Origin of the sequence: Vibrio sinus, from assembly GCF_023634645.1 — a bacterium.
GTDB classification, from domain to species: Bacteria; Pseudomonadota; Gammaproteobacteria; order Enterobacterales; family Vibrionaceae; genus Vibrio; species Vibrio sinus.
The window spans coordinates 28,331-50,413 of the sequence record NZ_JAMKMR010000010.1 but is presented as its reverse complement, the minus strand read 5'-3'; the positions used below and the strand labels follow the sequence as shown (position 1 = coordinate 50,413).

Here is a 22,083-nt window from a genome sequence, read left to right as displayed (position 1 = left end):
GTTGTTGAGAGAAAAGACAAAATTTAATCACTAAAGCGGCAATTGTTACATTTGAGCTATCGAAGTGTGCAAACCTTGATGTAAAATCGGCCTATGGGGTAAATACTCAAAAGGCTCTTTTCGCTAGAAATTGGCTCAGTACTCACAAATTGATGGATAAGAGAAAATCTATGTACCTAGATCTCATAAAAAATGAACTCAACGAAGCGGCGGACGTACTCAATAAATTCATTAGCGATGAAACCAACATCGAGCAAATTCAAAAAGCAGCCAAACTGATTGCTGACTCGTTTAAACAAGGTGGAAAAGTGTTGTCGTGCGGCAATGGTGGCTCACACTGTGATGCGATGCACTTTGCCGAAGAGTTAACAGGTCGCTACAGAGACAACCGCCCAGGTTACCCAGGTATTGCCATTTCAGATCCAAGCCATTTATCTTGCGTAAGTAACGACTTTGGTTATGACTTCGTTTTTTCTCGCTACGTAGAGGCAGTAGGCGCTTCAGGTGACGTTCTCTTTGGTCTATCGACGTCGGGTAACTCAGGTAATATCTTGAATGCTATTGAAGCGGCAAAGGCAAAAGGGATGAAAACCATCGCGCTAACGGGTAAAGATGGCGGAAAAATGGCTGGCATCGCAGATATTGAAATTCGAGTTCCGCACTTTGGTTATGCTGACCGAATTCAAGAAATCCATATTAAAATTATCCATATCATTATCCAACTTATCGAAAAAGAGATGGAATAATTTAGGAGGACGTAGCCTATGTGTGAGTTGCTCGGAATGAGCGCCAATGTCCCCACTGATATCTGTTTTAGTTTTGCTGGACTGATACAAAGAGGGGGCAATACGGGCCCCCACAGTGATGGGTGGGGGATTACCTTTTACGAAGGAAAAGGCTTTCGTACTTTTAAAGATCATAACCCGTGTTATCAATCGAAAATTGCTGAATGGGTACAAAACTATCCGATCAAAAGTCAGTCGGTCATTAGCCATATCCGGCAAGCCAATCGTGGTGAGGTCAGCTTAGTCAACACTCATCCATTTACGCGTGAGCTTTGGGGGCGTTACTGGACGTTTGCTCACAATGGACAGCTAGCCGAGTATGAAGATTGGCCAACCGGGCGTCATCGCCCTGTGGGGGAGACCGATAGCGAGTTTTCTTTTTGTTGGCTGCTTAGCCAGTTAGAAAGTAAGTTTCCTAAGCCTCCGGCTGATATGACGGACGTTTTTCGCTTTATCGCTCAATGTTGCGACCAATTGCAGACAAAAGGCGTGTTTAATATGCTCCTGTCTGATGGTCATTACGTGATGTCGTACTGCACCAATCATTTATATTGGATCACACGTCGTGCACCTTTCGGTAAAGCCAGCCTGATTGATGAAGAAATGACGGTGAATTTTCGTGAGAAAACGACGCCGAACGATGTGGTAACTGTGATTGCTACTCAGCCATTAACCAATGATGAAACTTGGCATCGAATGAAGCCCGGAGAGTATGGGCTATTTCATCATGGAGAGCTTATTGAGGGTAATGCCGAGCAACTTAAAGAGGTTGCTTACGCGAAGCCAAAAGAAAAAAAGAAACGCCGGCAAATATAGTGCAAGGGATACACTGGTATCCCTTGAAGTATTTGGCTGTGTGGTTACATTCTTCGCTTAAACTCTACTCTTCTGCATACCCATGAATGCCCAGCTGGGTACCATCTAGAAACGCTTTGCCTTCTTTCATTTCAAGCCTGCCATCGACGAACCATTCAACGACAAGAGGGTAGATGCGATACTCTTGCGATTGAACTCGTTTGGTTAGTAGCTCGACATTATCATCATCAAAAATAGGCACTTTCGCTTGTAGTATGACTGGGCCGCCATCTAATTGCTCTGTCACAAAGTGTACGCTGGTGCCATGTTCTTCGTCACCGGCATGAATGGCGCGCTGGTATGTGTTCAAACCAGGGTACTTAGGCAGCAGCGAAGGGTGGATATTCAGCATTCTGCCCATGTAATGGCGAACGAACTCATTACTAAGAATGCGCATGTAGCCTGCGAGAACAATCAAATCTGGCTGATAGGTGTCAATTTGCGACATGAGTTCTCGGTCGAATGCTTCTCGTGAATCGAACTGTTTCGGGTCCACAAATACACCGTCAGCGCCCGCTTGTTTGGCGCGCTCTAGGCCGTAAGCCTCCGCTTTGTTAGAGAAGACAGCCGTAACTTTGCCTGATGTTATGTTGCTTTCACAAGCGTCGATGATGGCTTGTAGGTTTGTTCCATTACCAGAGATTAAAACAACAATATTTTTCATATTTATCGGATCTCAACTTGTTCTTCAGTGCCGTTGGATTGCGCGATTTCACCGATTACCCAAGCCTTCTCGCCTTCTTCTGTAAGAAGCTCAACGGCTTGTTCTGCTTGAGCGTGAGGTAGAGCAATAATTAAACCTACACCACAGTTAAAGGTGCGATACATCTCGTGGGTATCAACATTGCCTTTGTCTTGTAGCCAGTTGAAAATGCTTGGCCATTGCCAACTGCTGCCGTCGATGACGGCTTTTGTGCCTTCAGGAAGTACACGAGGGATATTTTCCCAAAAACCGCCGCCTGTAATGTGAGAAATGGCGTGGATATCGTGCTTTTCAATCAGGTTTAATGCGGACTTAATATAGATTTTCGTAGGTTCAAGAAGGTGCTCACCAATTGGCTTGCCGTTTAACATTTCTTCTTTGCTCGCCCCTGAGACTTCCAAGATTTTTCGAATTAACGAATAACCGTTAGAGTGAGGTCCACTAGAACCTACCGCGATGAGCGCATCTCCAGCTGAGACTTTACTACCGTCAATAATGTTTTCTTTTTCGACCACACCAACACAAAAGCCCGCTACGTCATAATCTTCACCTTCATACATACCAGGCATCTCAGCAGTTTCACCGCCGATCAAAGAACATCCAGCTTGAACGCAGCCCTCAGCAATGCCAGACACAACGTCAGCGGCCGTATCGACATCGAGTTTCCCTGTCGCGTAATAGTCGAGGAAGAATAATGGCTCCGCGCCTTGGACAATTAGGTCGTTGACACACATGGCTACCAAATCGATACCTATGGTATCGTGCTTACCCATATCTAGCGCCAGGCGCAGCTTTGTTCCTACACCGTCAGTACCGGATACCAGAACTGGCTGCTTGTATTTGGTTGGCAGTTCACATAGCGCACCAAATCCACCGATCCCCCCCATGACTTCAGGGCGACGAGTACGTTTGACAGAGCTTTTTATTCTGTCAACAAGTGCATTGCCTGCATCGATATCTACACCAGCGTCTTTATAGCTTAAAGAAGAATTGTTACCGCTCACGGGAAATCCTCGGTCTTATGTTGGATGTGAAAACGGCGCTATTCTACCAGTGGTTGATCAAAAAGAGCAAACGTTTGCGCAAACTTTTTCAATCTGATTTATTGATAGTCGATTAAGACGAAACTCTCAGCTAGGCAGCTTGGGTATAGATAGGGATGGGTATATAATCTCAGCAGTTCTTTATTCACAATATTCCCTGTATCACCTGGAGATGGAAATGAAAGTCGTTGAAGTTAAGCACCCCCTTGTTAAACACAAAGTTGGCTTGATGAGAGAAGGTGACATTAGCACAAAACGTTTTAGAGAATTGGCTGCAGAAGTAGGCAGTTTATTGACCTATGAGGCGACCGCAAACTTTGAAACTGAAAAAGTAACGATTGATGGCTGGAATGGTCCGGTTGAAGTGGACCAAATCAAAGGAAAGAAGGTGACAGTGGTTCCTATCCTTCGTGCAGGTTTAGGAATGATGGATGGCGTATTAGAGCATATCCCTAGTGCACGCATTAGTGTCGTAGGTGTGTATCGAGATGAAGAAACTCTGGAGCCTGTACCTTATTTCAACAAACTCGCGAAAAATATTCATGAGCGGATAGCGTTGATTGTCGATCCAATGTTGGCGACAGGTGGCTCGATGATAGCGACCATTGATCTGTTGAAAGAGAAAGGCTGTAGTAATTTTAAAGTCTTAGTACTGGTCGCAGCCCCAGAAGGTATTGAAGCATTAGAAAAAGCGCACCCAGATGTAGAGCTTTATACCGCAGCCATTGATGAAAAGTTAGATGAAAATGGCTATATCGTTCCGGGTTTGGGCGATGCGGGCGATAAAATATTCGGCACGAAATAACCGCACTTCGAGAGTATCTAGCGCCGCTTTTGGCGGCGCAGAAAACAATTATTCTGAGTGTTATTTGCCGAGCTTTAAGGTTCCTTTTACTCGGGTGCGACTTGATGGTGTTGGTTTGCTATCTGCTTGGTTGGCAAATGTTTTATCACTTTCGATGCGATTGCGTGGTTTTCGGGCAGTACCGCTCTTCGTTTGCTTGCTTCCAGTCTTTTTTGCATTAGGTGATTTGCGATATTTATCTGCATCATGACCATGGTAGGTCTTTTGCTTTTGATTGCGTCTTGCTTTGGATGCTTGGTTTTCTTCTCGGCTATCAAACAGCTTGGCATCGGTTGCCTTCTTTATTGCTCGACCTTTATCATCCGCTCGAGAAGCTTCTTCAGTGCCAACTGAGCGTTCACACATCGCTAGAATATCGGTAATTTCTTCATTAGAGAGGTAGCGCCATTTACCATTTGGAATACCATCAATGGTGATATTCATGATTCTAACTCGTCTAAGTTTAAGAACTTGATAGCCCAACGCTTCACACATGCGGCGAATTTGACGGTTTAATCCTTGTGTTAACACGATGCGAAAAGAAAACTTGGTTTCTTGCTCTACTTTGCAAGGCAACGTGACGGTATCGAGAATATTGACCCCAGCGGCCATCTGTTTAACAAAAGAAGCGGTGATCGGTTTATCGACACGAACCACATACTCTTTTTCGTGTTGGTTACCCGCTCTAAGAATCTTATTCACGATGTCGCCATCGTTAGTCAAAAATATAAGTCCGTCTGAGGGCTTATCGAGCCTGCCTATAGGAAAAATTCGTTTATGGTGGCCAATAAAGTCAACAATGTTACCTGGTACATCTCTTTCGGTGGTACAAGTGATTCCAGTGGGCTTATTTAAAGCGATATAAATTGGCTTTTCTTTTGCGCGAACGGGTTTGCCGTCAATACACACCTCATCTCCCGGAGAGACTTGAGTGCCTTTCTCTGGCACCTTTTGGTTAATCGTGACTCTGCCTTGCTCAATTAACTTGTCTGCTTCGCGGCGTGAACAAAAACCTGTCTCACTAATAAACTTATTGAGACGCTTGGTAGCTTGCTGGGAAGTGTGGGTGTTATCTGAATGTTTTTGCTTCATGGTGATGTCTTAACGTTTCACAACGGAATAAAGTTGGAGCTTAGTATACCTAAATGAGCGGTGTAGTGCACGTGGGTGGTGGAGGGTAATAAAGGCTGATGCGTTTGTTAGGTGAATTTAATTCACCTCCATATTGTCACGTATTTCTTTTATTAAACCTTGAGCGATAGACAAATGACTAAGCAACTTTTCATTGTAAAAGTCCACTTCTGATTTTTGCATTGTATGGCCATTGATTGGAGTTAGCACAAGGTCATTAATACTGCCCATTCCACCAAAAGCGCCTTCAAAATGTTCAATGCCACTGAATTGGCCGCGACGCAGCAGATTAGCACTTTTAGTGAGCCAGTCTGCCCAATGATTTTCAGAACATGAACGGAGAAGTTCAACTGCCTTTTCTAGCTCCAACACTAATTTTTTAGTTCTAGGTCCCATATTTACCTAACTCCTTACTTGCTTGGCTAAAATTAGCGACGAAGGAGAACAAGCCAAGCTTTTTGTGTCCGCCTTTAAGTGTTCGGTTAGGTACTTTTGCCATAAACTTTTTCTGCCCCTTGTGCTTGCAAAGTCGCAATATCACGATAGATAGTTCGAACAGGCGGTGGTTGCGGGACATAACAGTATTTCTAACTTGGCTTAGTCAACAAATGAACCAGAATTTAACCCGAGTATGCCTCAAAAGCTGAGATATCTATATTTTCGATGCCGCAAACAACCTGAATCGTTGGGTTTTGACAAAAACGTTTCAAATATAGGGCTAAATTTTTATATGTCAGTGGAGACTTTCTATTGAAAGCACAAGCCACTTTGCGCGGCTTGTGCTTTATCAAGGTATTGATACGTATTAGATAAACGCTCTAGTTTCTACATTGACGGAATACGTCCAGGTCCGGCTTATACAAATGGGTGGTCACATCCATCAAGCCTAAAATAGAGTGAAATAGGTTGTCTTGCGAATAGGTGTCTTTGTGTTGAGCTTCATTTTCTAAACAGCCAGCATTCAAGCCATTGTTAGTTTGAAATGCCTTCGATAGCCAAACAATCATGGGCACACGCTTTTGTTCAATAGGAGCAATACTATAGGGCAGTCCATGCAAATAGATACCATTTTCGCCTAAAGACTCGCCATGGTCGGCAAGATAAAACATGGCGGTATTGTTATTACCGGCAGAGGTTTTAAGCGTGTCAATAACGGTACTGAGAATATGGTCTGTGTACAAAATGGTGTTGTCGTACGTATTGGTAATTTGTTCACTGGTGCAGTCTTGCAAGTTACTGGTGTTGCAAATTGGTTTGAACTTTTCAAAGTTCGGTGGATATCGGTATAGATAGGTGGGGCCGTGGCTGCCTATCAAATGTAGCGCGATCACCGTATCTTGTTTGGCATTGGCAATTTTCTCTTTTAGGCCTTTTAGCAGAATTTCATCATAACATGTCCCATTGTGGCACAGTGCTGGGTCAATATTAGCCGTCATTTCTATATGCTTGACTCGGTCACACACCCCTTTACAGCCGCCGTCATTTTCTCGCCAAGATACGTCTAAACCAGCATGCGCTAAGATATCCATCAACCCATCTTGATGATGAGCAATCGTTTCATTGTAATTCGATCTGTTCATATCGGAGAACATGCACGGTACAGATAATGCGGTATAGGTGCCACAAGAACTGACGTCTTGGAAGCTGATAACCTTGTGTTTGGCGAGCTCAGGGTTGGTATCTCTATGGTAGCCATTGAGTGAGTAGTTCATCGAGCGAGAGGCTTCGCCGACCACTAACACCAGAATATTGTGCTGCTGGCCTTTATGTGTGTTGGTCGCATCTAGACCAATTTTTTTGTACGGGATTTTGCTATCCACATAGACATAGTGCTCATAGCGATAGGTAGACGTAATGTAATCGGTTGGGTTTAACAGTGACTTTATTTCGGTGTGATTGCGTATAAACGAGACATAATCTTTGTAATAAAGTGCCGCGATGAATAGGCAGACAAGTATTGCAGCAACAATCCCGGAGAGCTTAGCGAGTACAGTTTTTACCACAGAGCGGTTGAAAACGGGCTTGAGGTAATAGCAAAATAAGATGGCTGGTATCACTCCTAACAATACAAACCAAATGGCCACAGAATAGGAAAGGTAACTTAATGATTCTGCCGAGTTTGTTTGGAAGACACTGACAATCATCCCATAGTTGAAGTAGTTGCCATAGTTGAACATGCTGTACGTCACGAGAGTGGAAAGAAGGATAAGCACACCCACTAGAACTCGATACACATATGGCCAAACTATTATCGTAAATAACACAAACATGGTGATAAAAACGAATACTGGTAACGAGATGAGAAACCCTATTTTTACTGGCTCTGCGGACACCAGTTTCACTAAGTGATTCCACAATGCGATATTTTGAAATACGGTAAAATACAAAGCCAGAAGGGCGACGTATGATGTGCTAGAAATTTTCTTCGGTGACAAACTGAGCCTCGGAATGACAGATATATTTACAATTAAGTATATCAATAGGCTCTAATTATTCACATTATTAATATTCTCTTAAGTATCATTCGCCACCCTGAGATCAGGTAAGAATAAAATTACCCCATTCTTTTTTGGTGTCTCTCTCTGTTTTCTGACTTTTTCTCTGCGCTTTTTCGTAGTAAAACGTAGACAGCGCCGCTGCCACCATGGTGCCGCTGCGCACTATGAGCACATTGCACGTCTTTAATTTGTTCCAACCAGTGAGAAACATAGCTTTTCATCAATGCAGGTGGGTTGGATTTTTCTCCTTTGCCGTGGACAATGATCACTGTCCGAATATCAAGATGGATACACTGTTTCAAGAACTTAACCACTTCACTTCTGGCTTCTTCTAGTGTTTTTCGATGCAAGTCAAGCTTGGCCTGAATAGGGTACTTGCCTAACCGCAATTTACGATAAACGCCTTCTTGGACGCCATCACGCTTAAACTCGACGATATCATCTGGTTTTTTCATTGGTGCATGATCGACAGATAAGTAATCTGGGTCATCTTTATCTAGAGACATCGCGGCTTGCCGTTTGGCCGCATGAGTGTCGGTAGAATGAAAGGCTTTTTTCAGCTCAGAAGTATCGTTTTGAATTGGCTTTACGTCCGCCATCATTTCTTTGAATAAGTCTAAGTCGTCGTGAGACATTGCGAGATTCGCTATGAAGATCATGCCATAGTGCGAGTATATCAAGGTTGGATTGAGTTGGTATAGAAGCGCAAACCCGGTAGTCAGATAAAAAAAACCGAAGTAGACAGCCCATCTACTTCGGTGCAAAGCACAGTTCTATTTACCCAAGTCAAATAAATAGAAGCTAAGCGATCTCTAGTGAGGAGATTTGTCGCTCAACACCTTATAGATAAAATAGCCGCCATAAAACAGCATGAGACTCAGTGCGCCAAGAATCACCAATACAGACGAAAGTCCGATTGCATTACCAAAAAGGAGATCAAGCCAAAAGTCCATAATTTTACCTATATCGTCTTGAAGACAAGTTCTAGGCTAAATCTAAAGAAATGATTCGATACTGATCTGGATCAATGGTATGAACTAAAGTGCCTAATATGGATTAAATGGTGCGTAGAGGATCACGATGGTTATTTTTGATGTAAAACTGACCAATCGATTCATGCTACGGATAGTGGAGGGTGAAAATGGCTTGCTTTCAGACTTAGAATCCGTAATATACGCCCGACTGCTCGAACAAGCAGTAGAAATTTCGGTGAATAGCGCAGTTTGGTAGCGCATCTGGTTTGGGACCAGAGGGTCGGGGGTTCGAATCCCTCTTCACCGACCACATCATAGAGCCTCGACAGAGGTCGGGGCTTTTTTGTATCGATTGATAATGGTTTGGGACCAGAGGGTCGGGGGCTGGAACGCCAGTCCGATCGAGTCCCTCTTCACCGACCACATCATAGAGCCTCGACAGACGTCGGGGCTTTTTTGTATCGATTAATAGTGATTTGGGACCAGAGGGTCGGGGGCTGGAACGCCAGTCCGATCGAGCCCCTCTTCACCGACCACATCATAGAGCCTCGACAGACGTCGGGGCTTTTTTGTATCGATTAATAGTGATTTGGGACCAGAGGGTCGGGGGCTGGAACGCCAGTCCGATCGAGTCCCTCTTCACCGACCACATCATAGAACCTCGACAGATGTCGGGGCTTTTTTGTATCTGTCGAAACTTTTTACTTTAGACAAAATCAAATTTGGCAGTGTACTTTTTGGCTGGTGGATAACTTCTTAATGGTAAATCCATCGCGCTGCAGGAGGCTGAGCACATTATCTTTACCGACTAGATGAAGTGCGCCTACCACAACCATATACCGCCCCTCTTTTTTGGGTAAGAATTGATGAGAGGAAAGTTTGTCGACCCAGTCTTTGTTCCTGCTGTAGATAAATTTGTTGTCAAAATCCTTTGAGAAAGAGGTTTGCTGAGCGAAATCTTCTAATACTGAAGCATCGCCACTTTTCCATGCTTTTATCAGACATTGGCCATATTCTGCACTTTTATCAAACTGTTGGATGGTATTCTCAAGCAAAAACTTGCCACCGTCAGGTAAGCCAGTGAGCAAGCTAAATTGGAACCCCACGGTTTCTAGCCCCAATATCGGTACGTGTGATTTCTCTGCCAGTGCCATCATAGAGCTGTCAACACCCAGCAGAGGGCTTAGCCCGAGTTGACGAAATTGACTTATTTGTAGCGTTAACGCAGTCGCCCAAGGTGGGGATTGCTCCAGAATTTGGGTATTTAAACCAAGCTGTTTACTGATTTGTTTGAGCTTCCCCGTTTCAGCACGATTGAGTACATCTTTGGTTTTTACTGTGGGTGCGGGTAGATCAGATGGACTAAATTTTCTGATGTCCGCTTCGACAATCAGCCCATTACTGGATTTTAGAAATTTGGTGATTGTCTTAGGGAAGGGGTACATACTTTGCTCCCCGACATGAACAGAGCCCAAAATCATTAAGGTGGTGTGCCCTTTTTGTGCACTCCAATACAAGGGCTCGGCAACGGTGCTAGTGCCTACTAACACCAAGAACAATGTGATTAATCTAACCAAAGCGCTTTCCTAACTTATTCGACGTTATCAATATAGAGTTCTTAAAGTGTATACCCAAGTTGGGGATAAGATGCAGAATTCGCCAGAGAGAATTGGAGTCATCGATGTGTGAGTGATAGAATGGCGCGCAAATTTGCTTCGTTAAGAAGTACTCAGCGACAGATTATTAGTAAAGGTATTCAATAAATGACGGTTAAAACGCGTTTTGCACCTAGCCCAACCGGCTATCTTCACGTAGGTGGTGCTCGTACTGCACTCTATTCTTGGTTGTACGCGAAAAACCAAGGTGGAGAATTTGTACTTCGTATTGAAGATACTGATCTAGAGCGTTCTACTCAAGAGGCGGTAGATGCGATTTTGGAAGGTATGACTTGGATGGGCTTAGAGTGGGATGAAGGTCCTTACTACCAAACTAAGCGTTTTGACCGTTACAATGAAATGGTTGAGAAGCTGCTAGCGGAAGATAAAGCCTATAAATGCTATGCATCGAAAGCGCTATTAGATGAAGTTCGCGCAGAACAAGAAGCGAATAAAGAAATGCCGCGCTATGATGCCAACCACCCAAAAATTAGAGCTGCGAATGAGTCGGCAAAAGACGGTGACCCTTGTGTAATCCGTTTCCGCAATCCTAAAGAGGGCAGTGTGGTCTTTAATGATCAAATTCGTGGCCGAATTGAGATTGGCAACGATCAGCTCGATGACCTGATTATCCGCAGAACCGATGGCTCTCCAACTTACAACTTTTGTGTGGTAGTAGATGACTGGGATATGGGCATTACACACGTTGTTCGTGGTGAAGACCATATTAATAATACGCCGCGCCAAATTAATATTTATCAAGCGTTGGGAGCGCCTGTACCGACATTCGCTCACTGCGCAATGATTTTGGGTGACGACGGTGCAAAATTGTCTAAGCGCCACGGTGCGGTTTCCGTCATGCAATATCGTGACGAAGGTTACTTACCTAACGCACTGAACAACTATTTGGTTCGCTTAGGTTGGTCGCACGGCGATCAAGAGATTTTCTCCCAACAAGAAATGATTGATCTGTTTAGTCTCGATGCCATCAGTAAGTCTGCCTCGGCATTTAACACTGATAAGCTGCTGTGGCTAAACAACCATTACATTAAAAACTCAGACCCAGAATACGTTGCCGAGCACCTACAATGGCATTTAGATGAGCAGAACATTGCGACGATCAATGGTCCGGCTATCACGGAAGTCATCAAACTCGTTGGTGAGCGTTGCAATACTTTAGTAGAGCTGGCTCAGCAATCTCGTTACTTCTATGAAGACTTTTCTGAATTTGATGCGGCTGCAGCTAAGAAGCATTTACGTGGTGTGGCAAAAGCGCCGCTAGAACTCGCGTTAGAGAAAGTTAAACAGATTTCAGACTGGACAACCGAAAATCTGCACAACGTCATCACTGAGGTGTGCGAAGAGCTTGAAATCGGCATGGGCAAGATTGGTATGCCCCTTCGCGTATCGGTAACAGGTGGTGGGCAGTCTCCATCTGTTGACGCTGTTATGCAATTAATCGGCAAAGAGCGTGTGATGTCTCGAATTGAAATGGCGTTAGAGTTTATTCGCCAAAGAGAAGCTAACGCTTAATCTACAAACACGATATGCAAAATGCGGCCGTATGATATGGCCGCATTTTTTGTATCTGTAGACTGCTAAAAGAAGGTTATTTCAAATCGATGGAGCTGACACGGCCCATATACTCTAAAATTTCTAGGTTACTTTTATTGGCTTCCAGCAGGGCTTTTTTTGTTTTGGTGTAAGCGCCAAGCTTGCCATGTTTATTGACCGAGCAAACCACACTTCTGTACATCAAATTTCCTTTATTATCATAATTTCTCCAGGCCGCGATATAACATTCATCCTTAAAGTCTGGATCGTCTATCTTAGGTCTGGGCTTATAGATAACTTTTGGCTCAAGAGAATGGGGTAATCGAGTCATCAAGTAAGGATCTTTGAGCAACCTTCTCCAAAACTTGCCCCACATAGCCAGCCCCAACTCGTTACGAAGGCGAATGGCTTTCTTTAAACCTTTTTCTTCACCAATACGCACAAACCCAACAGAGCGGTGCAGCACTGTATCGTCTGGAGTATGGATATGGATTTTATAAGCGGTCTTAGCTTTTGAGATAAAGCGATGGCCCGTATTGGAGTCTAGATTGCTCTTTTTCATGCTGATAATTTAATCAATTACACCGTTGGCGCCATTAGATTAAATTATTAAGAGGAATACCATGCTCCAGCGGAAAAATGGGTAGCGACACGATAAAAATTGGGGTTAATACATTCATTGGTTATGAATAGGTACCATTGTCTCCGTTAGCTGAGAGAAATTTTATTTCTAAGGCAAGCTACGAATATAGGCTTTTGGCGATGAGTGTAGGTGTTTTTTGAACACCGTAATAAACGCAGAGCTGGATTCATAACCGAGTTCAAGGGCGACGTCGGTGATAGAGCGCTTGTGTTGTAAGAGCTCAAGGGCGGTGAGAATTCTCAGTTTTTGTCGCCATGCGGTAAAGCTAAGCTGGCACTCTTTGATAAAGAGCCGATTGAGTGTTCGAACTGAGGCTCCTGAAGATTGCGCAAGTGCCACTAGGTTGCGGTTATCTCCGGGGTTATTGTGCAATATTTGGCAGACCGTTTGCAGTCTGGGATCCGTTGGCCAAGGTAGATGGAGAGGGCTGACGGGGGCTTGGTAGATTTCTTCAATGAGTAAGGTCATTAATGCAGTATCGAGCTCGCTGATAGGGTATTTTCCTTGCCATGCGTTACAGCCTCTTTGTATGAGCTCTCTCAGAAATGATGACACCTGAATGACTTTAACGTCTTCGCCAATTCGTTGGCCCAACACATTATCTATATGTAAGCTGCGATAGCTAACTGGCGCCGTATTGTTGACTTGATGGACAACACCTGAAGGTATCCAAACGGCGCGTTGAGGGGGAATGACAAAACTGTGGTTGCCCGCTTTTACATTAAGGACACCCTCTGTGGCGTATTGTAATTGGCCCCATTGGTGTGAGTGTTCGATACCGACTGTGTTGGGTAGCTTCTCTTCACTAATGGCCTCTACTGGCCGGAATAATTGCTCTTTCTCTATAAATTGGCGCATTGAATAAATAATGTGTCAGTATTGATAAATCTAGACATCAAGTTTATCTATAGAATGTGAATCTGTCATTTCAATTAACATTTTTGGAGATTTGATGTCAGATAACACAAAAAAGTCTCAACAATTTTTATTATTAAGTGCAATCTGCGCCGCGATTACTTTTTCGGTGTGGCAGCTTTTGCTTAATAACTTTAGTGTTGATGAAGTCAACTTTGTGGGTACTCAAATTGGTTGGCTGCAATCGTTAAGAGAGATCCCAGGTTTCTTGGCCTTTGGAGCAGTTTTTCTATTGCTATTGATGAAGGAGCAATACTTAGCGGTGCTGTCGCTTGCTGTTCTTTCTATTGGTGTCGCTTTGACGGGGTATTTCCCGACAACCTATGGTCTGTACGCGACCACCATTATTATGTCGACCGGCTATCATTATTACGAAACCATGAATACGTCGCTACAAATTCAATGGTTAGGTAAAAATGAGGCGCCTAAGTTCATGGGCACTTTGATGGGCCGTAGTGCGCTGGCCGCGCTGGCGACGTTCATTTGTATATGGGCTGCGATGGAACTGTTTAAGATGCCGTTTTGGATGGTCTATCTTGTTGCAGGCATTATAGGCTGTTTAATTGCGCTATACATGTTTATTAAGTTCCCTTTAATCCCACAAAAGTCTCAGCAACACAAACACCTTGTATTGAGAAAAAGATACTGGTTGTACTACGCGCTAGTCTTTATGTCGGGCGCGCGCCGACAAATCTTTGTTGTATTTGCCGGCTTTTTGATGGTGGAGAAATACGGCTACTCGGTAGAGAACATGGCGCTTCTATTTATCATTAACCAAGTGGCAACCATGTGGCTGTCGCCAAAAATTGGTAAATTGATTGCTCACATTGGTGAACGCCGAATTTTATTGATTGAATACATTGGCCTGATCCTTGTCTTTATTTCTTATGGTGCAATCAATAACCACTGGATTGCTTCAGGTTTGTACGTGACCGATAACTTGTTTTTTGCTATGGCTATCGCGTCCAAAACCTATTTCCAGAAAATCGCTGATCCTAAAGATATTGCTTCAACGGCAGGCGTGTCTTTCACCATTAATCATATTGCTGCGGTAGTGTTGCCAGTACTGCTTGGCATGGTGTGGATGATTGATTATTCATGGGTTTTCTATTTAGGTGCGGCAATGGCTGTGGTGTCCCTATGTTTAGCGACTCTGGTTCCGAAAAGCCCTGCACGAGGCCATGAATCTGTGCTTGTTGCTCAGTCGTAAATACACATAAGTGTTTTGGTTTAGGGTTAGCGTTAGCTAGCCCTTTGTTATTTTTAGGTCATTGCTAAGTGAAGCATCGGAAAATGGATTGCTCATTTATTGACTTGTTACCTTATCCGCGTAGTCTTTAGCAGACGCATTAACAGAACAAGTGATTCCATGAGTATTGTTTCTTCTTTGTCTTCAAATAATTCGATGAACTGGTTTGAGTTTAAGAGTTTTAGATATGCTGGCGTTATGCTTCTATCTGTAGTGGCATTAAGTGGGTGCGCACATACAAGCTCAAAAGAGAGCAAAGCCGAACCGGAAAAGAGTTCAGTCTCTCAGCTTGATAAATCCGTGGTTCCGCAACCAGCAGCGGCTTCATCAACAAAAGGGTTAGATACTACGGCGAAAAAGCCGGTGGTGAAAAAAAACACTAATACTGTCCCTCAACAGGTGCTTACGGTAGCTAATACCATTCAGAAGAGGGTTGAGAGTAACCTTTATGTGCCAAAGAAAGCGATTGGGGTATTAAGTACAGAGATTAACTTTCATATTGATCGAGAAACCAACTTAGTTTCGGTAAAAATCGTGAAAAGTAGTGGGAATTTTGAGTTTGATAATCGAGTGAAAATTGCGGTATTCAACAGCTTTCCGCTGCCTGGAGTGACGTCATTAAATGACACCCAGTATCACTATCTGCAAGACATCAACTTAACGGTAAGACCAGAAAAATAATCGAGCCTCCCAAGCGGCTTCTAACCAAGAAGTCCGTTTGGGAGGCATTGCAGCAGTGATTAGCTAATCACTGCGGGGGGAAGAAGATGAATGATGCCCATCTTTTGCCCGATAACGAACGGACAAATAAACAAGCCCGCCACCAACATTGCATAGCCGACAGCCTGATATTGACGCTGCTTACTGCGGGTAAGCTTGATAAGTACAATCGCTGGCAACACGGCAAATAGTATATCTTCGCCAACACCACCTACGATAGAAAGCGCCGCTAAGAACAAACGTGGGTAAAGCAAAGTGACAATCAGCGGTGGGAGGAAAGATAGGGCTCCCACTAGCAGTTTATTCTCTGTGTTGAGATAGGTCGTGGTTAAATCTTGGATAAATCCAAATAACCCGGCACCATTGGTCATAAATGAAGATGTAACCGCAAGCAAGCCAAAGACCAAGCCAGAATATAAGAATACTTTGTTGTGCAAAATCTCAGACATTGGCACGTTGGCAGTTAGGCCATGCCAGTTAGCATATACGATGGAATGAGCGCCTGCGCCATTTTGCGGTAAAGTACCAAGTACAACTAACACCCATACCAGATTGATTACTAAGCCCATAAATACGCCAAGCAAAATAGACTTTCGTGTTGCAGACTGGTCATGGTTTAGAGACTTGGAAACCGTTGGAATGATGTTGTGAAAGTGAAATGCTGATACGGCAATAGGCAATACGATGGGCACATATTTCCAGCTACTAAAGGTTAAATACTGAGGTTCGAAGTGGGAGAACCCAGTCACTATCATTAGAATAAAGCTTACCCAAGTGGCCGCGACGAGGAACATCATGCCGCTTTTAAGCGCTTTTAATCCAAAAATGATGAGTGCCGTCGTGATACAAAAATAAACCAAAGTAATAAGAGTATTATGGCTCGACAGCGAAGAAAATAGGGAACTTATCATGGATGAAATGCCGCTTAAATACGCCACTAACACACCGTATAAAATGATTAAGTTACAAATAATGGCGATCCATTTGCCTGTGTTACCTAGCTCTTGACCATAAAATGAGGGTAAATCGAAATTCTTCTTTGCCGGATCGATACGAGAAGCAATGATCCAAGCCGCGAATAACATGACAAACCAGATTCCGATAATACCAATCAGTGCTGGAACAAAACCGCCTAAGCCAGCAGTAATCGGCAGCGCTAGTACACCAACGCCTAATACGTTACCAAAGACAAGCAAAGATGTAGTAAATATTTTTCCAAACGAAGGAGGGGGTGATGTAGGTGAATTCATTTATGTACTCCTGACATTGAATACTATGTCTATATGCACTTAAAGTTCATGATGATAGATAAAAGCAGCGCTCTTAGAGGGCGCTGAGAATGATAAGCTCATGAGTTAAGTTAACTTGTAAATACCTTTATTCTTTAATAAACAGTTCTAAAATTCTTGGTGAAAAATGCGACTGAAACAAATGTTTTACCGCTAATTTCGCTGTAGGAGCGCGAGTGTGGTCTAATCTTAACCGTACAGCAACCAACAAAAATGAATTCTAAGGTTATTAATAAGTAGCTAGTATTATTGCAATTGTTACCAATAAATTTCGCTATGTTTAAGTGTTGATAATTTGAACTCTATTTGTTTTATTTAGATATAATCTAAAAAGTCTATATATCAATTAATTAATAACAACGAGTAAACGGTCATACAAAATCGCAGTAGAAAAGCAATAATGAAGATCACATTTAGAGACATTTCAAAGATCTGAGTAATGTCCAAAAAAATGAATGAAAATTGACAAAGCGTGGTAAATAGATAGTAAAAATAAAAGTGGGTATATGCCCATTTGATTAAATAATCGTCGCAATAAGGCGGAGTATATATGTCAGTAGCGCAATCAAAATATTTTTATACCAATGATCAAGTTAAACTTCATTACCTGCAAGCAGGAAGTGGGCCCTTATTAATTTTGTTGCCCGGTGGCGGGTTTAGCGCCAACGTGTTTAACAAGCAAGTGAAGGCATTGAGTGAGCATTTTACCGTTGTATGCTTGGATAAAAGAGGCCACGGCGCGTCTGAAAAAGTGGAGTTTGGTTATCGAGTGAGCCGGTTTGCCAAAGATTTAGATGACTTATTGAATCATTTAAAAGCGGATAAAGCGCACTTTGTCGCTCACTCTTTAGGGGCGGCGATGATCTACAACTACATTGACCTGTTTGGTAGTGAGCGGTTGGCAAAGTTGGTGGTAGTTGATGAGCCTTCTGTATTGTTAGCCAATCCTGAGTGGAGTGATGAAGAAAAAAGCCAGTTAGGTGCTATCTACGAAGCGGGCACGGTACACCAGTTAACCAATCAATTTTTAACTGCAGATCCTAATGAAATCGCTACAAACATAGTCAATGCCATGACCACCAAGTACGCCACGGTTGAGCAAAAGCAATTCTTGCTTGAGTGCATGGATATTCCAGGTTTTGCGGCGAGTCGGCTGTACCTTAATAACATTTGCCAAGACTACCGAGATGTGATGCAGAAAATTGACGCTGACACTTTATTCATTACTGGTCGAGCGAGCCTTCACCCATGGCAATCTCACCAATGGATGAAAGAGCAAGTTAAGGGCGCAAAATTAGAGGTATTTGAAGAGCAAGATGGCGGTAATCACTTTATGTTTGTCGAGCAGCCAGATAAATTCAATGCGGTTGTTTTATCTTATTTGACAGACGATTAACTCAGATTAACTGAGTCCAACCTAAGGGCAACTCTTGGGTTGGGCTCAAGTGAACGACCTTTTCTCGATTCTTTTTTGCCTTTCTATTATTAAGTCATTGTCCCACTTTTTTAAGATCTCATAGTTAATACACAAGATAAAACTCTTATTCAATTCGTTGCTAGGTCGCTAAAAATTAACTATTAACAATAATGTAAATAGTAATAGACCTAGGCCGAAATGGCATTGAATGGAATAGATTTCGTCGGAGTTGGACTTGTATGCGGTTAACAATAAATAAGCTTGTCATTATTAGTTCGTCAATATTGATGTTGGTGGCCATTGCTGCCGTGGCGTACAGCATTTGGGTCAGTAGCACGAACGCCATTCACCAACTCAGCAAGAAATCCTTTGAACAGGCAACGATTTCGGTAAGTGAGCAGCTTGGCAGTGCGGTCAGATTCAAAAAGCAAAATAGTATTACTGAAAGGGTAGATGCCGCTTCAAAAGCCAGTGAGGGAAACTTAACTCGATTTGATATCTATTTGCCGAATAAATCCCTACTATTTTCCACCTCCAAATCAATCAGCAAAGCCGACATTAGCACTTTCAATTGGTCTGATGCTCAAGTATTGCTGGATGATGGCGATCAGTTGATTTATGCCGTCCCTATTTATGCAGGTAAAAAGAAAGCATTAGCCGGATTTGCGGTTTCTTATTGGCATTTTAAAGATCTTCACATATTAAGTGCATCACTAGGCCAACAGGCATTTATTCTAGGTCTAGTTTGTATCGCATTATCTACCGCTGTTTTACTGCTTATTCTACGTACGGTATTTCTTAAGCCCCTGCAGAACTTATCTTCATTATGTGAAGAACTAGGCTCTGGAGAGTGTGACTTGAAAAAAAGAATTAACCTAAAGCGTTATGATGAATTAGGTGTGTTGGCGGGGCATATTAATTTCTTTATCGACAAAATCGAGCAGACGCTGAATCCGATTCATCAGAGCTCTCTGGTCGTGACCGACATTGCCGACAACCTTGAAAATCACATTGAATCACTGACTTCGAAAGTCGGCTCGCAGCGAGATGATATTAAAGATACCGTGTCAATTGGTGAGCAGACCAAAGAGTCAGTTGAGTCGGTAAAAGAAAATGCCAATCACTCTTCCAGCTCTTTAAGCCAAGCGGTAGAAAGCGTCAACAAAGGCCAAAAACGCTTAGCGAAAGCCATGCAGGACATAACGCTTTTGTCTGAGAAAAGCAACGCAACGTCGGAATCAGCCAATGAACTAAGTAATCAAGTCAATAAAGTCAGTGAAATCTTGGGCATTATTCGTAATATTGCCGAGCAAACCAACCTTCTGGCTTTAAATGCTGCGATAGAAGCTGCCCGGGCTGGTGAAAATGGTCGAGGTTTTGCTGTGGTTGCTGATGAAGTCCGTGGCCTAGCAGAAAAAACCTCAACCTCGACGGATCAAGTGGAAAGCATCTTGTCTGATCTCGCCTCTGTGTCGAATCAGTTAATCACCTTCACCGATGAGGGGTTAGATGCCAGCAAACATTGTGTAGAATCGATTGAAGAATCGGTGGAGGATATTGAGACAGCGTTGGCGGATATCTCCAAAGCCGACGAGGTGAATCATGGCATCGTGAGCTCATCTGTGTCGCAAAGCGATGCCATGTTATCGCTACTAAAAAACTTAGAGCTGATCGATCAGCAAATAGACAGCTTGGCAGAAGAGACCAATCAAATTTCGTCAAACAGTTTAGAGTTGCAGACAAGAGCTCATGATACCAGTGAGCACTTATCAAGCTATAACTTGCAACATTCAGCTTAGATGTTTTACCTTTGGGTCCAACAAGCTAACTTTGCTGCGCCCTTGCCAGCGCTCTTTCCAGAGATTCTGCGTAGGAGTTGGCTTGACTCAACTGAGTTTGAGTTAGCTGAGGGCGCAAGAACATTTGTCGCTCTTTTGCTCTTAGGCTGCCATGTTTCTCTGCCACTTCTAACCACGCATAGGCTTTTACATCGTCTCTAGAGATCATTTGGGGTGGTGAGAGGTACATGTCAGATACATCGATTGCAGCGTCGGTATTGCCGTTGATTGCCGCTATATGATAGGCAGAGAATGCAGCGTTGAGGTCGGTTTTAACCCCTTGTCCCAAGCGGTACATGTTACCGATCTCTTCTTCCGCACTATAGTTTTCTTGTTGTGCCGCACGGCTATACCATTCAAACGCCAGCTTATAGTTCTTACTAGTGCCGTGGCCAGTTTGATACATTCTACCAAGTTGATACTGTGCTTCACTTGAGCCATGCTGAGCGGCTTTTAAGAACCATTTAAATGCAATGTGGTTATTTCTCATGGTACCCAAACCATGCTGATACATCCAACCAATGCGATACTCTGCCTGCGGAGCAACCTCATCTTGCGTGGCGGCTTTAAAATACCAGCTGATGGCTTTTGCATCATCTTGTTTTACAGCAAGCCCTTTTTGATACATATAGCCGATACTGATAAGGGCATCGACATTATGTTGTTTTGCAGATTCTGTGTATAAGGCGAGTGCATTGCCATAGTCTTTATTGACACCGAATCCCCAAAAATACATGTTAGCCAGATTGTTTTCTGCGACAGCAGAATTGCTTGCTGCGGCCTTGCTGTACCAATAAATGGACTTGGCATAGTTTTTAGGTACGCTTAGACCATGTTGATAAAACCAGCCTAACTGATTTTGCGCGTCGACATTGCCGTGTTGAGCCGCTAAGCTAAACCAGATAAAGGCTTGTTTATCGTCTTTGTTAATCCCACCTAGGCCATAGGCTAGCGCTTGCCCTATCTTGTACTCTGCCAAACTACTGCCATGGAGTGCGGCATATAGATACAAGCCATAGGCCTTTTTGAGGTTCTTCTTAACACCTTGTCCGTATTCGTACAATTTCGCTTCTTCGAGCATGGCGTTCGTATTGTTTTGTAAGGCCGCTTTTCGATACCACTTTGCAGCCAAACGATTATTTTGCTCGACAACTCGTCCGTGCTGATAAAAGTTACCCATATGAAATTGCGCGTCGTTATTGCCTTGTTGTGCGCTTTCTTTATACCAATGCAATGCTACTTTTTCATTTTTGGCTACACCTTTACCATATTCATACATGTAACCAAGGTCATTTTGCGCGATATTATTGCCTTTCAAGGCCGACTTTTTAAGCCAGTAATTCGCTTTGTCGTAGTCGGTGTCTACACATTGGCCTTTTAGGTACATCGCGCCCAACATAGCTTCCGCTAGCTCATCACCTTGCTTTGCTGATTTGGTATACCACTCTAGGGCCGATGGGCAGCTTTGCTGCACATATTGCCCATCATAAAACATTCGACCTAAGTGATATTGGCCGTGGGCATTTCCTTGTTTAGCTGCTTTCGAATACCAAAAATATGCCTGTTTATAGCTAATAGAAACACCTTGCCCTAACAAATATTGTTGGGCTAAATGGGCCTGGGCTTCAGGGTTACCTTGATTTGCGGCTTTTCTAAACCATACTTCGGCTTGTTTATAATCTTGTTTGACCCCTTCTCCAAGGTAGTAAAGGTTACCCAGGCCTTGTTCGCCAACCGCATTACCTTGTATTGCGGCTTTTTCATACCATTTTCTCGCTTTTAGGTTGTCTTGAGGTACTCCATCACCGTAATAGTAGTTATTGCCAAGGCGAGCTTGGCTGGTGGCGTTACCAGATTTAGCTTTGGCAATCAGCGCCGAGGTTTCAGGTGAATGAAAAGATAAAGAAGAGCATGCGCCAACAGATAGGGTGAGCAATGAAAGAGTGAGACATTTTAATTTTGAATGCATT

At 43.3% G+C, this 22,083-nt stretch carries 22 protein-coding genes and 1 tRNA gene; 10 read left to right on the top strand and 13 right to left on the bottom strand.

Translation table 11 applies throughout. From position 1 onward, the window contains the following. The first annotated feature begins 170 nt into the window (after positions 1–170). Complete coding sequence (lpcA, locus tag M9194_RS11940; protein WP_250612874.1) at positions 171–746, top strand: D-sedoheptulose 7-phosphate isomerase; 576 nt, start codon at positions 171–173, stop codon at positions 744–746. An 18-nt stretch (positions 747–764) separates the two neighbouring features. Then, entirely contained in the window at positions 765–1,601 is an 837-nt protein-coding gene (locus M9194_RS11935; RefSeq protein ID WP_250612873.1) for a class II glutamine amidotransferase, read from the top strand. A gap of 64 nt (positions 1,602–1,665) precedes the next feature. Here the strand turns inward: M9194_RS11935 and purN are convergent, their stop codons facing one another. Beyond that, the gene (purN, locus tag M9194_RS11930; RefSeq protein ID WP_250612872.1) at positions 1,666–2,304 is read right to left on the bottom strand and encodes a phosphoribosylglycinamide formyltransferase; all 639 of its coding nucleotides are present in this window, start codon (positions 2,302–2,304) and stop codon (positions 1,666–1,668) included. 2 nt (positions 2,305–2,306) lie between these two features. After that, positions 2,307–3,347 carry a phosphoribosylformylglycinamidine cyclo-ligase gene (purM, locus tag M9194_RS11925; protein WP_250612871.1) on the bottom strand — a complete coding sequence of 347 codons (1,041 nt, stop codon included), beginning with the start codon at positions 3,345–3,347 and terminating at the stop codon, positions 2,307–2,309. Positions 3,348–3,564: 217 nt separating this feature from the next. Here purM and upp point away from each other — a divergent pair, with 217 nt between their 5' ends. Further along, positions 3,565–4,191 (top strand): uracil phosphoribosyltransferase, encoded by a 627-nt coding sequence (gene upp / locus M9194_RS11920; RefSeq protein WP_250612870.1) that lies wholly within the window; start codon positions 3,565–3,567, stop codon positions 4,189–4,191. A gap of 60 nt (positions 4,192–4,251) precedes the next feature. On the opposite strand, the gene rluF is transcribed toward upp, so the two are convergent. The 6 genes from rluF to M9194_RS11890 all read right to left on the bottom strand — a co-directional run bounded on the left by rluF (position 4,252) and on the right by M9194_RS11890 (position 8,812). After that, a complete protein-coding gene (gene rluF, locus M9194_RS11915; RefSeq protein WP_250612869.1) occupies positions 4,252–5,322 on the bottom strand; it encodes a 23S rRNA pseudouridine(2604) synthase RluF in 1,071 nt (356 codons plus the stop codon). A 117-nt stretch (positions 5,323–5,439) separates the two neighbouring features. Then, the gene (locus M9194_RS11910) at positions 5,440–5,757 is read right to left on the bottom strand and encodes a DUF6966 domain-containing protein (protein ID WP_250612868.1); all 318 of its coding nucleotides are present in this window, start codon (positions 5,755–5,757) and stop codon (positions 5,440–5,442) included. Further along, positions 5,747–5,938: a hypothetical protein gene (locus M9194_RS11905; protein WP_250612867.1), complete on the bottom strand. Its 192-nt coding sequence runs from the start codon at positions 5,936–5,938 to the stop codon at positions 5,747–5,749. The genes M9194_RS11910 and M9194_RS11905 overlap by 11 nt, the downstream gene beginning before the upstream one ends. A gap of 241 nt (positions 5,939–6,179) precedes the next feature. Next, the gene (locus M9194_RS11900; RefSeq protein ID WP_250612866.1) at positions 6,180–7,796 is read right to left on the bottom strand and encodes a phosphoethanolamine transferase; all 1,617 of its coding nucleotides are present in this window, start codon (positions 7,794–7,796) and stop codon (positions 6,180–6,182) included. A 119-nt stretch (positions 7,797–7,915) separates the two neighbouring features. Next, positions 7,916–8,494 carry a DNA endonuclease SmrA gene (gene smrA, locus M9194_RS11895; protein WP_250612984.1) on the bottom strand — a complete coding sequence of 193 codons (579 nt, stop codon included), beginning with the start codon at positions 8,492–8,494 and terminating at the stop codon, positions 7,916–7,918. Between the two features lie 177 nt (positions 8,495–8,671). Continuing rightward, complete coding sequence (locus M9194_RS11890; RefSeq protein ID WP_250612865.1) at positions 8,672–8,812, bottom strand: DUF3149 domain-containing protein; 141 nt, start codon at positions 8,810–8,812, stop codon at positions 8,672–8,674. 127 nt (positions 8,813–8,939) lie between these two features. On the opposite strand from M9194_RS11890, the gene M9194_RS11885 reads away from it, so the two are divergent. Both M9194_RS11885 and M9194_RS11880 read left to right on the top strand, forming a co-directional pair. Beyond that, the gene (locus M9194_RS11885) at positions 8,940–9,089 is read left to right on the top strand and encodes a hypothetical protein (RefSeq protein WP_250612864.1); all 150 of its coding nucleotides are present in this window, start codon (positions 8,940–8,942) and stop codon (positions 9,087–9,089) included. Beyond that, positions 9,067–9,143 (top strand) — tRNA-Pro (locus M9194_RS11880). The genes M9194_RS11885 and M9194_RS11880 overlap by 23 nt, the downstream gene beginning before the upstream one ends. A gap of 406 nt (positions 9,144–9,549) precedes the next feature. Here the strand turns inward: M9194_RS11880 and M9194_RS11875 are convergent. After that, the gene (locus M9194_RS11875) at positions 9,550–10,410 is read right to left on the bottom strand and encodes a TraB/GumN family protein (protein WP_250612863.1); all 861 of its coding nucleotides are present in this window, start codon (positions 10,408–10,410) and stop codon (positions 9,550–9,552) included. 186 nt (positions 10,411–10,596) lie between these two features. Between M9194_RS11875 and gltX the strand changes: the two genes are divergently transcribed. Further along, positions 10,597–12,021 carry a glutamate--tRNA ligase gene (gltX, locus tag M9194_RS11870; protein WP_250612862.1) on the top strand — a complete coding sequence of 475 codons (1,425 nt, stop codon included), beginning with the start codon at positions 10,597–10,599 and terminating at the stop codon, positions 12,019–12,021. 76 nt (positions 12,022–12,097) lie between these two features. On the opposite strand, the gene M9194_RS11865 is transcribed toward gltX, so the two are convergent. After that, positions 12,098–12,604 (bottom strand): Fe3+-citrate ABC transporter substrate-binding protein, encoded by a 507-nt coding sequence (locus tag M9194_RS11865; protein WP_250612861.1) that lies wholly within the window; start codon positions 12,602–12,604, stop codon positions 12,098–12,100. Positions 12,605–12,772: 168 nt separating this feature from the next. Beyond that, a complete protein-coding gene (locus M9194_RS11860; protein WP_250612860.1) occupies positions 12,773–13,543 on the bottom strand; it encodes an AraC family transcriptional regulator in 771 nt (256 codons plus the stop codon). Between the two features lie 94 nt (positions 13,544–13,637). On the opposite strand from M9194_RS11860, the gene M9194_RS11855 reads away from it, so the two are divergent. Then, on the top strand, positions 13,638–14,810 hold the full coding sequence (locus M9194_RS11855) for an MFS transporter (RefSeq protein ID WP_250612859.1): 1,173 nt from the start codon (positions 13,638–13,640) through the stop codon (positions 14,808–14,810). A gap of 159 nt (positions 14,811–14,969) precedes the next feature. Further along, positions 14,970–15,530 carry a cell envelope integrity TolA family protein gene (locus M9194_RS11850; RefSeq protein WP_250612858.1) on the top strand — a complete coding sequence of 187 codons (561 nt, stop codon included), beginning with the start codon at positions 14,970–14,972 and terminating at the stop codon, positions 15,528–15,530. Between the two features lie 59 nt (positions 15,531–15,589). Here M9194_RS11850 and M9194_RS11845 read toward each other — a convergent pair whose 3' ends face one another. Further along, positions 15,590–16,819, bottom strand: coding sequence for an aromatic amino acid transport family protein (locus M9194_RS11845; RefSeq protein ID WP_250612857.1), 1,230 nt, complete (start codon positions 16,817–16,819; stop codon positions 15,590–15,592). A gap of 589 nt (positions 16,820–17,408) precedes the next feature. Here M9194_RS11845 and M9194_RS11840 point away from each other — a divergent pair. Both M9194_RS11840 and M9194_RS11835 read left to right on the top strand, forming a co-directional pair. Then, complete coding sequence (locus M9194_RS11840; RefSeq protein WP_250612856.1) at positions 17,409–18,254, top strand: alpha/beta fold hydrolase; 846 nt, start codon at positions 17,409–17,411, stop codon at positions 18,252–18,254. Positions 18,255–18,514: 260 nt separating this feature from the next. Continuing rightward, entirely contained in the window at positions 18,515–20,074 is a 1,560-nt protein-coding gene (locus M9194_RS11835; protein ID WP_250612855.1) for a methyl-accepting chemotaxis protein, read from the top strand. 25 nt (positions 20,075–20,099) lie between these two features. On the opposite strand, the gene M9194_RS11830 is transcribed toward M9194_RS11835, so the two are convergent. Further along, on the bottom strand, positions 20,100–22,082 hold the full coding sequence (locus tag M9194_RS11830; RefSeq protein ID WP_250612854.1) for an SEL1-like repeat protein: 1,983 nt from the start codon (positions 22,080–22,082) through the stop codon (positions 20,100–20,102). Position 22,083: the final 1 nt, after the last annotated feature.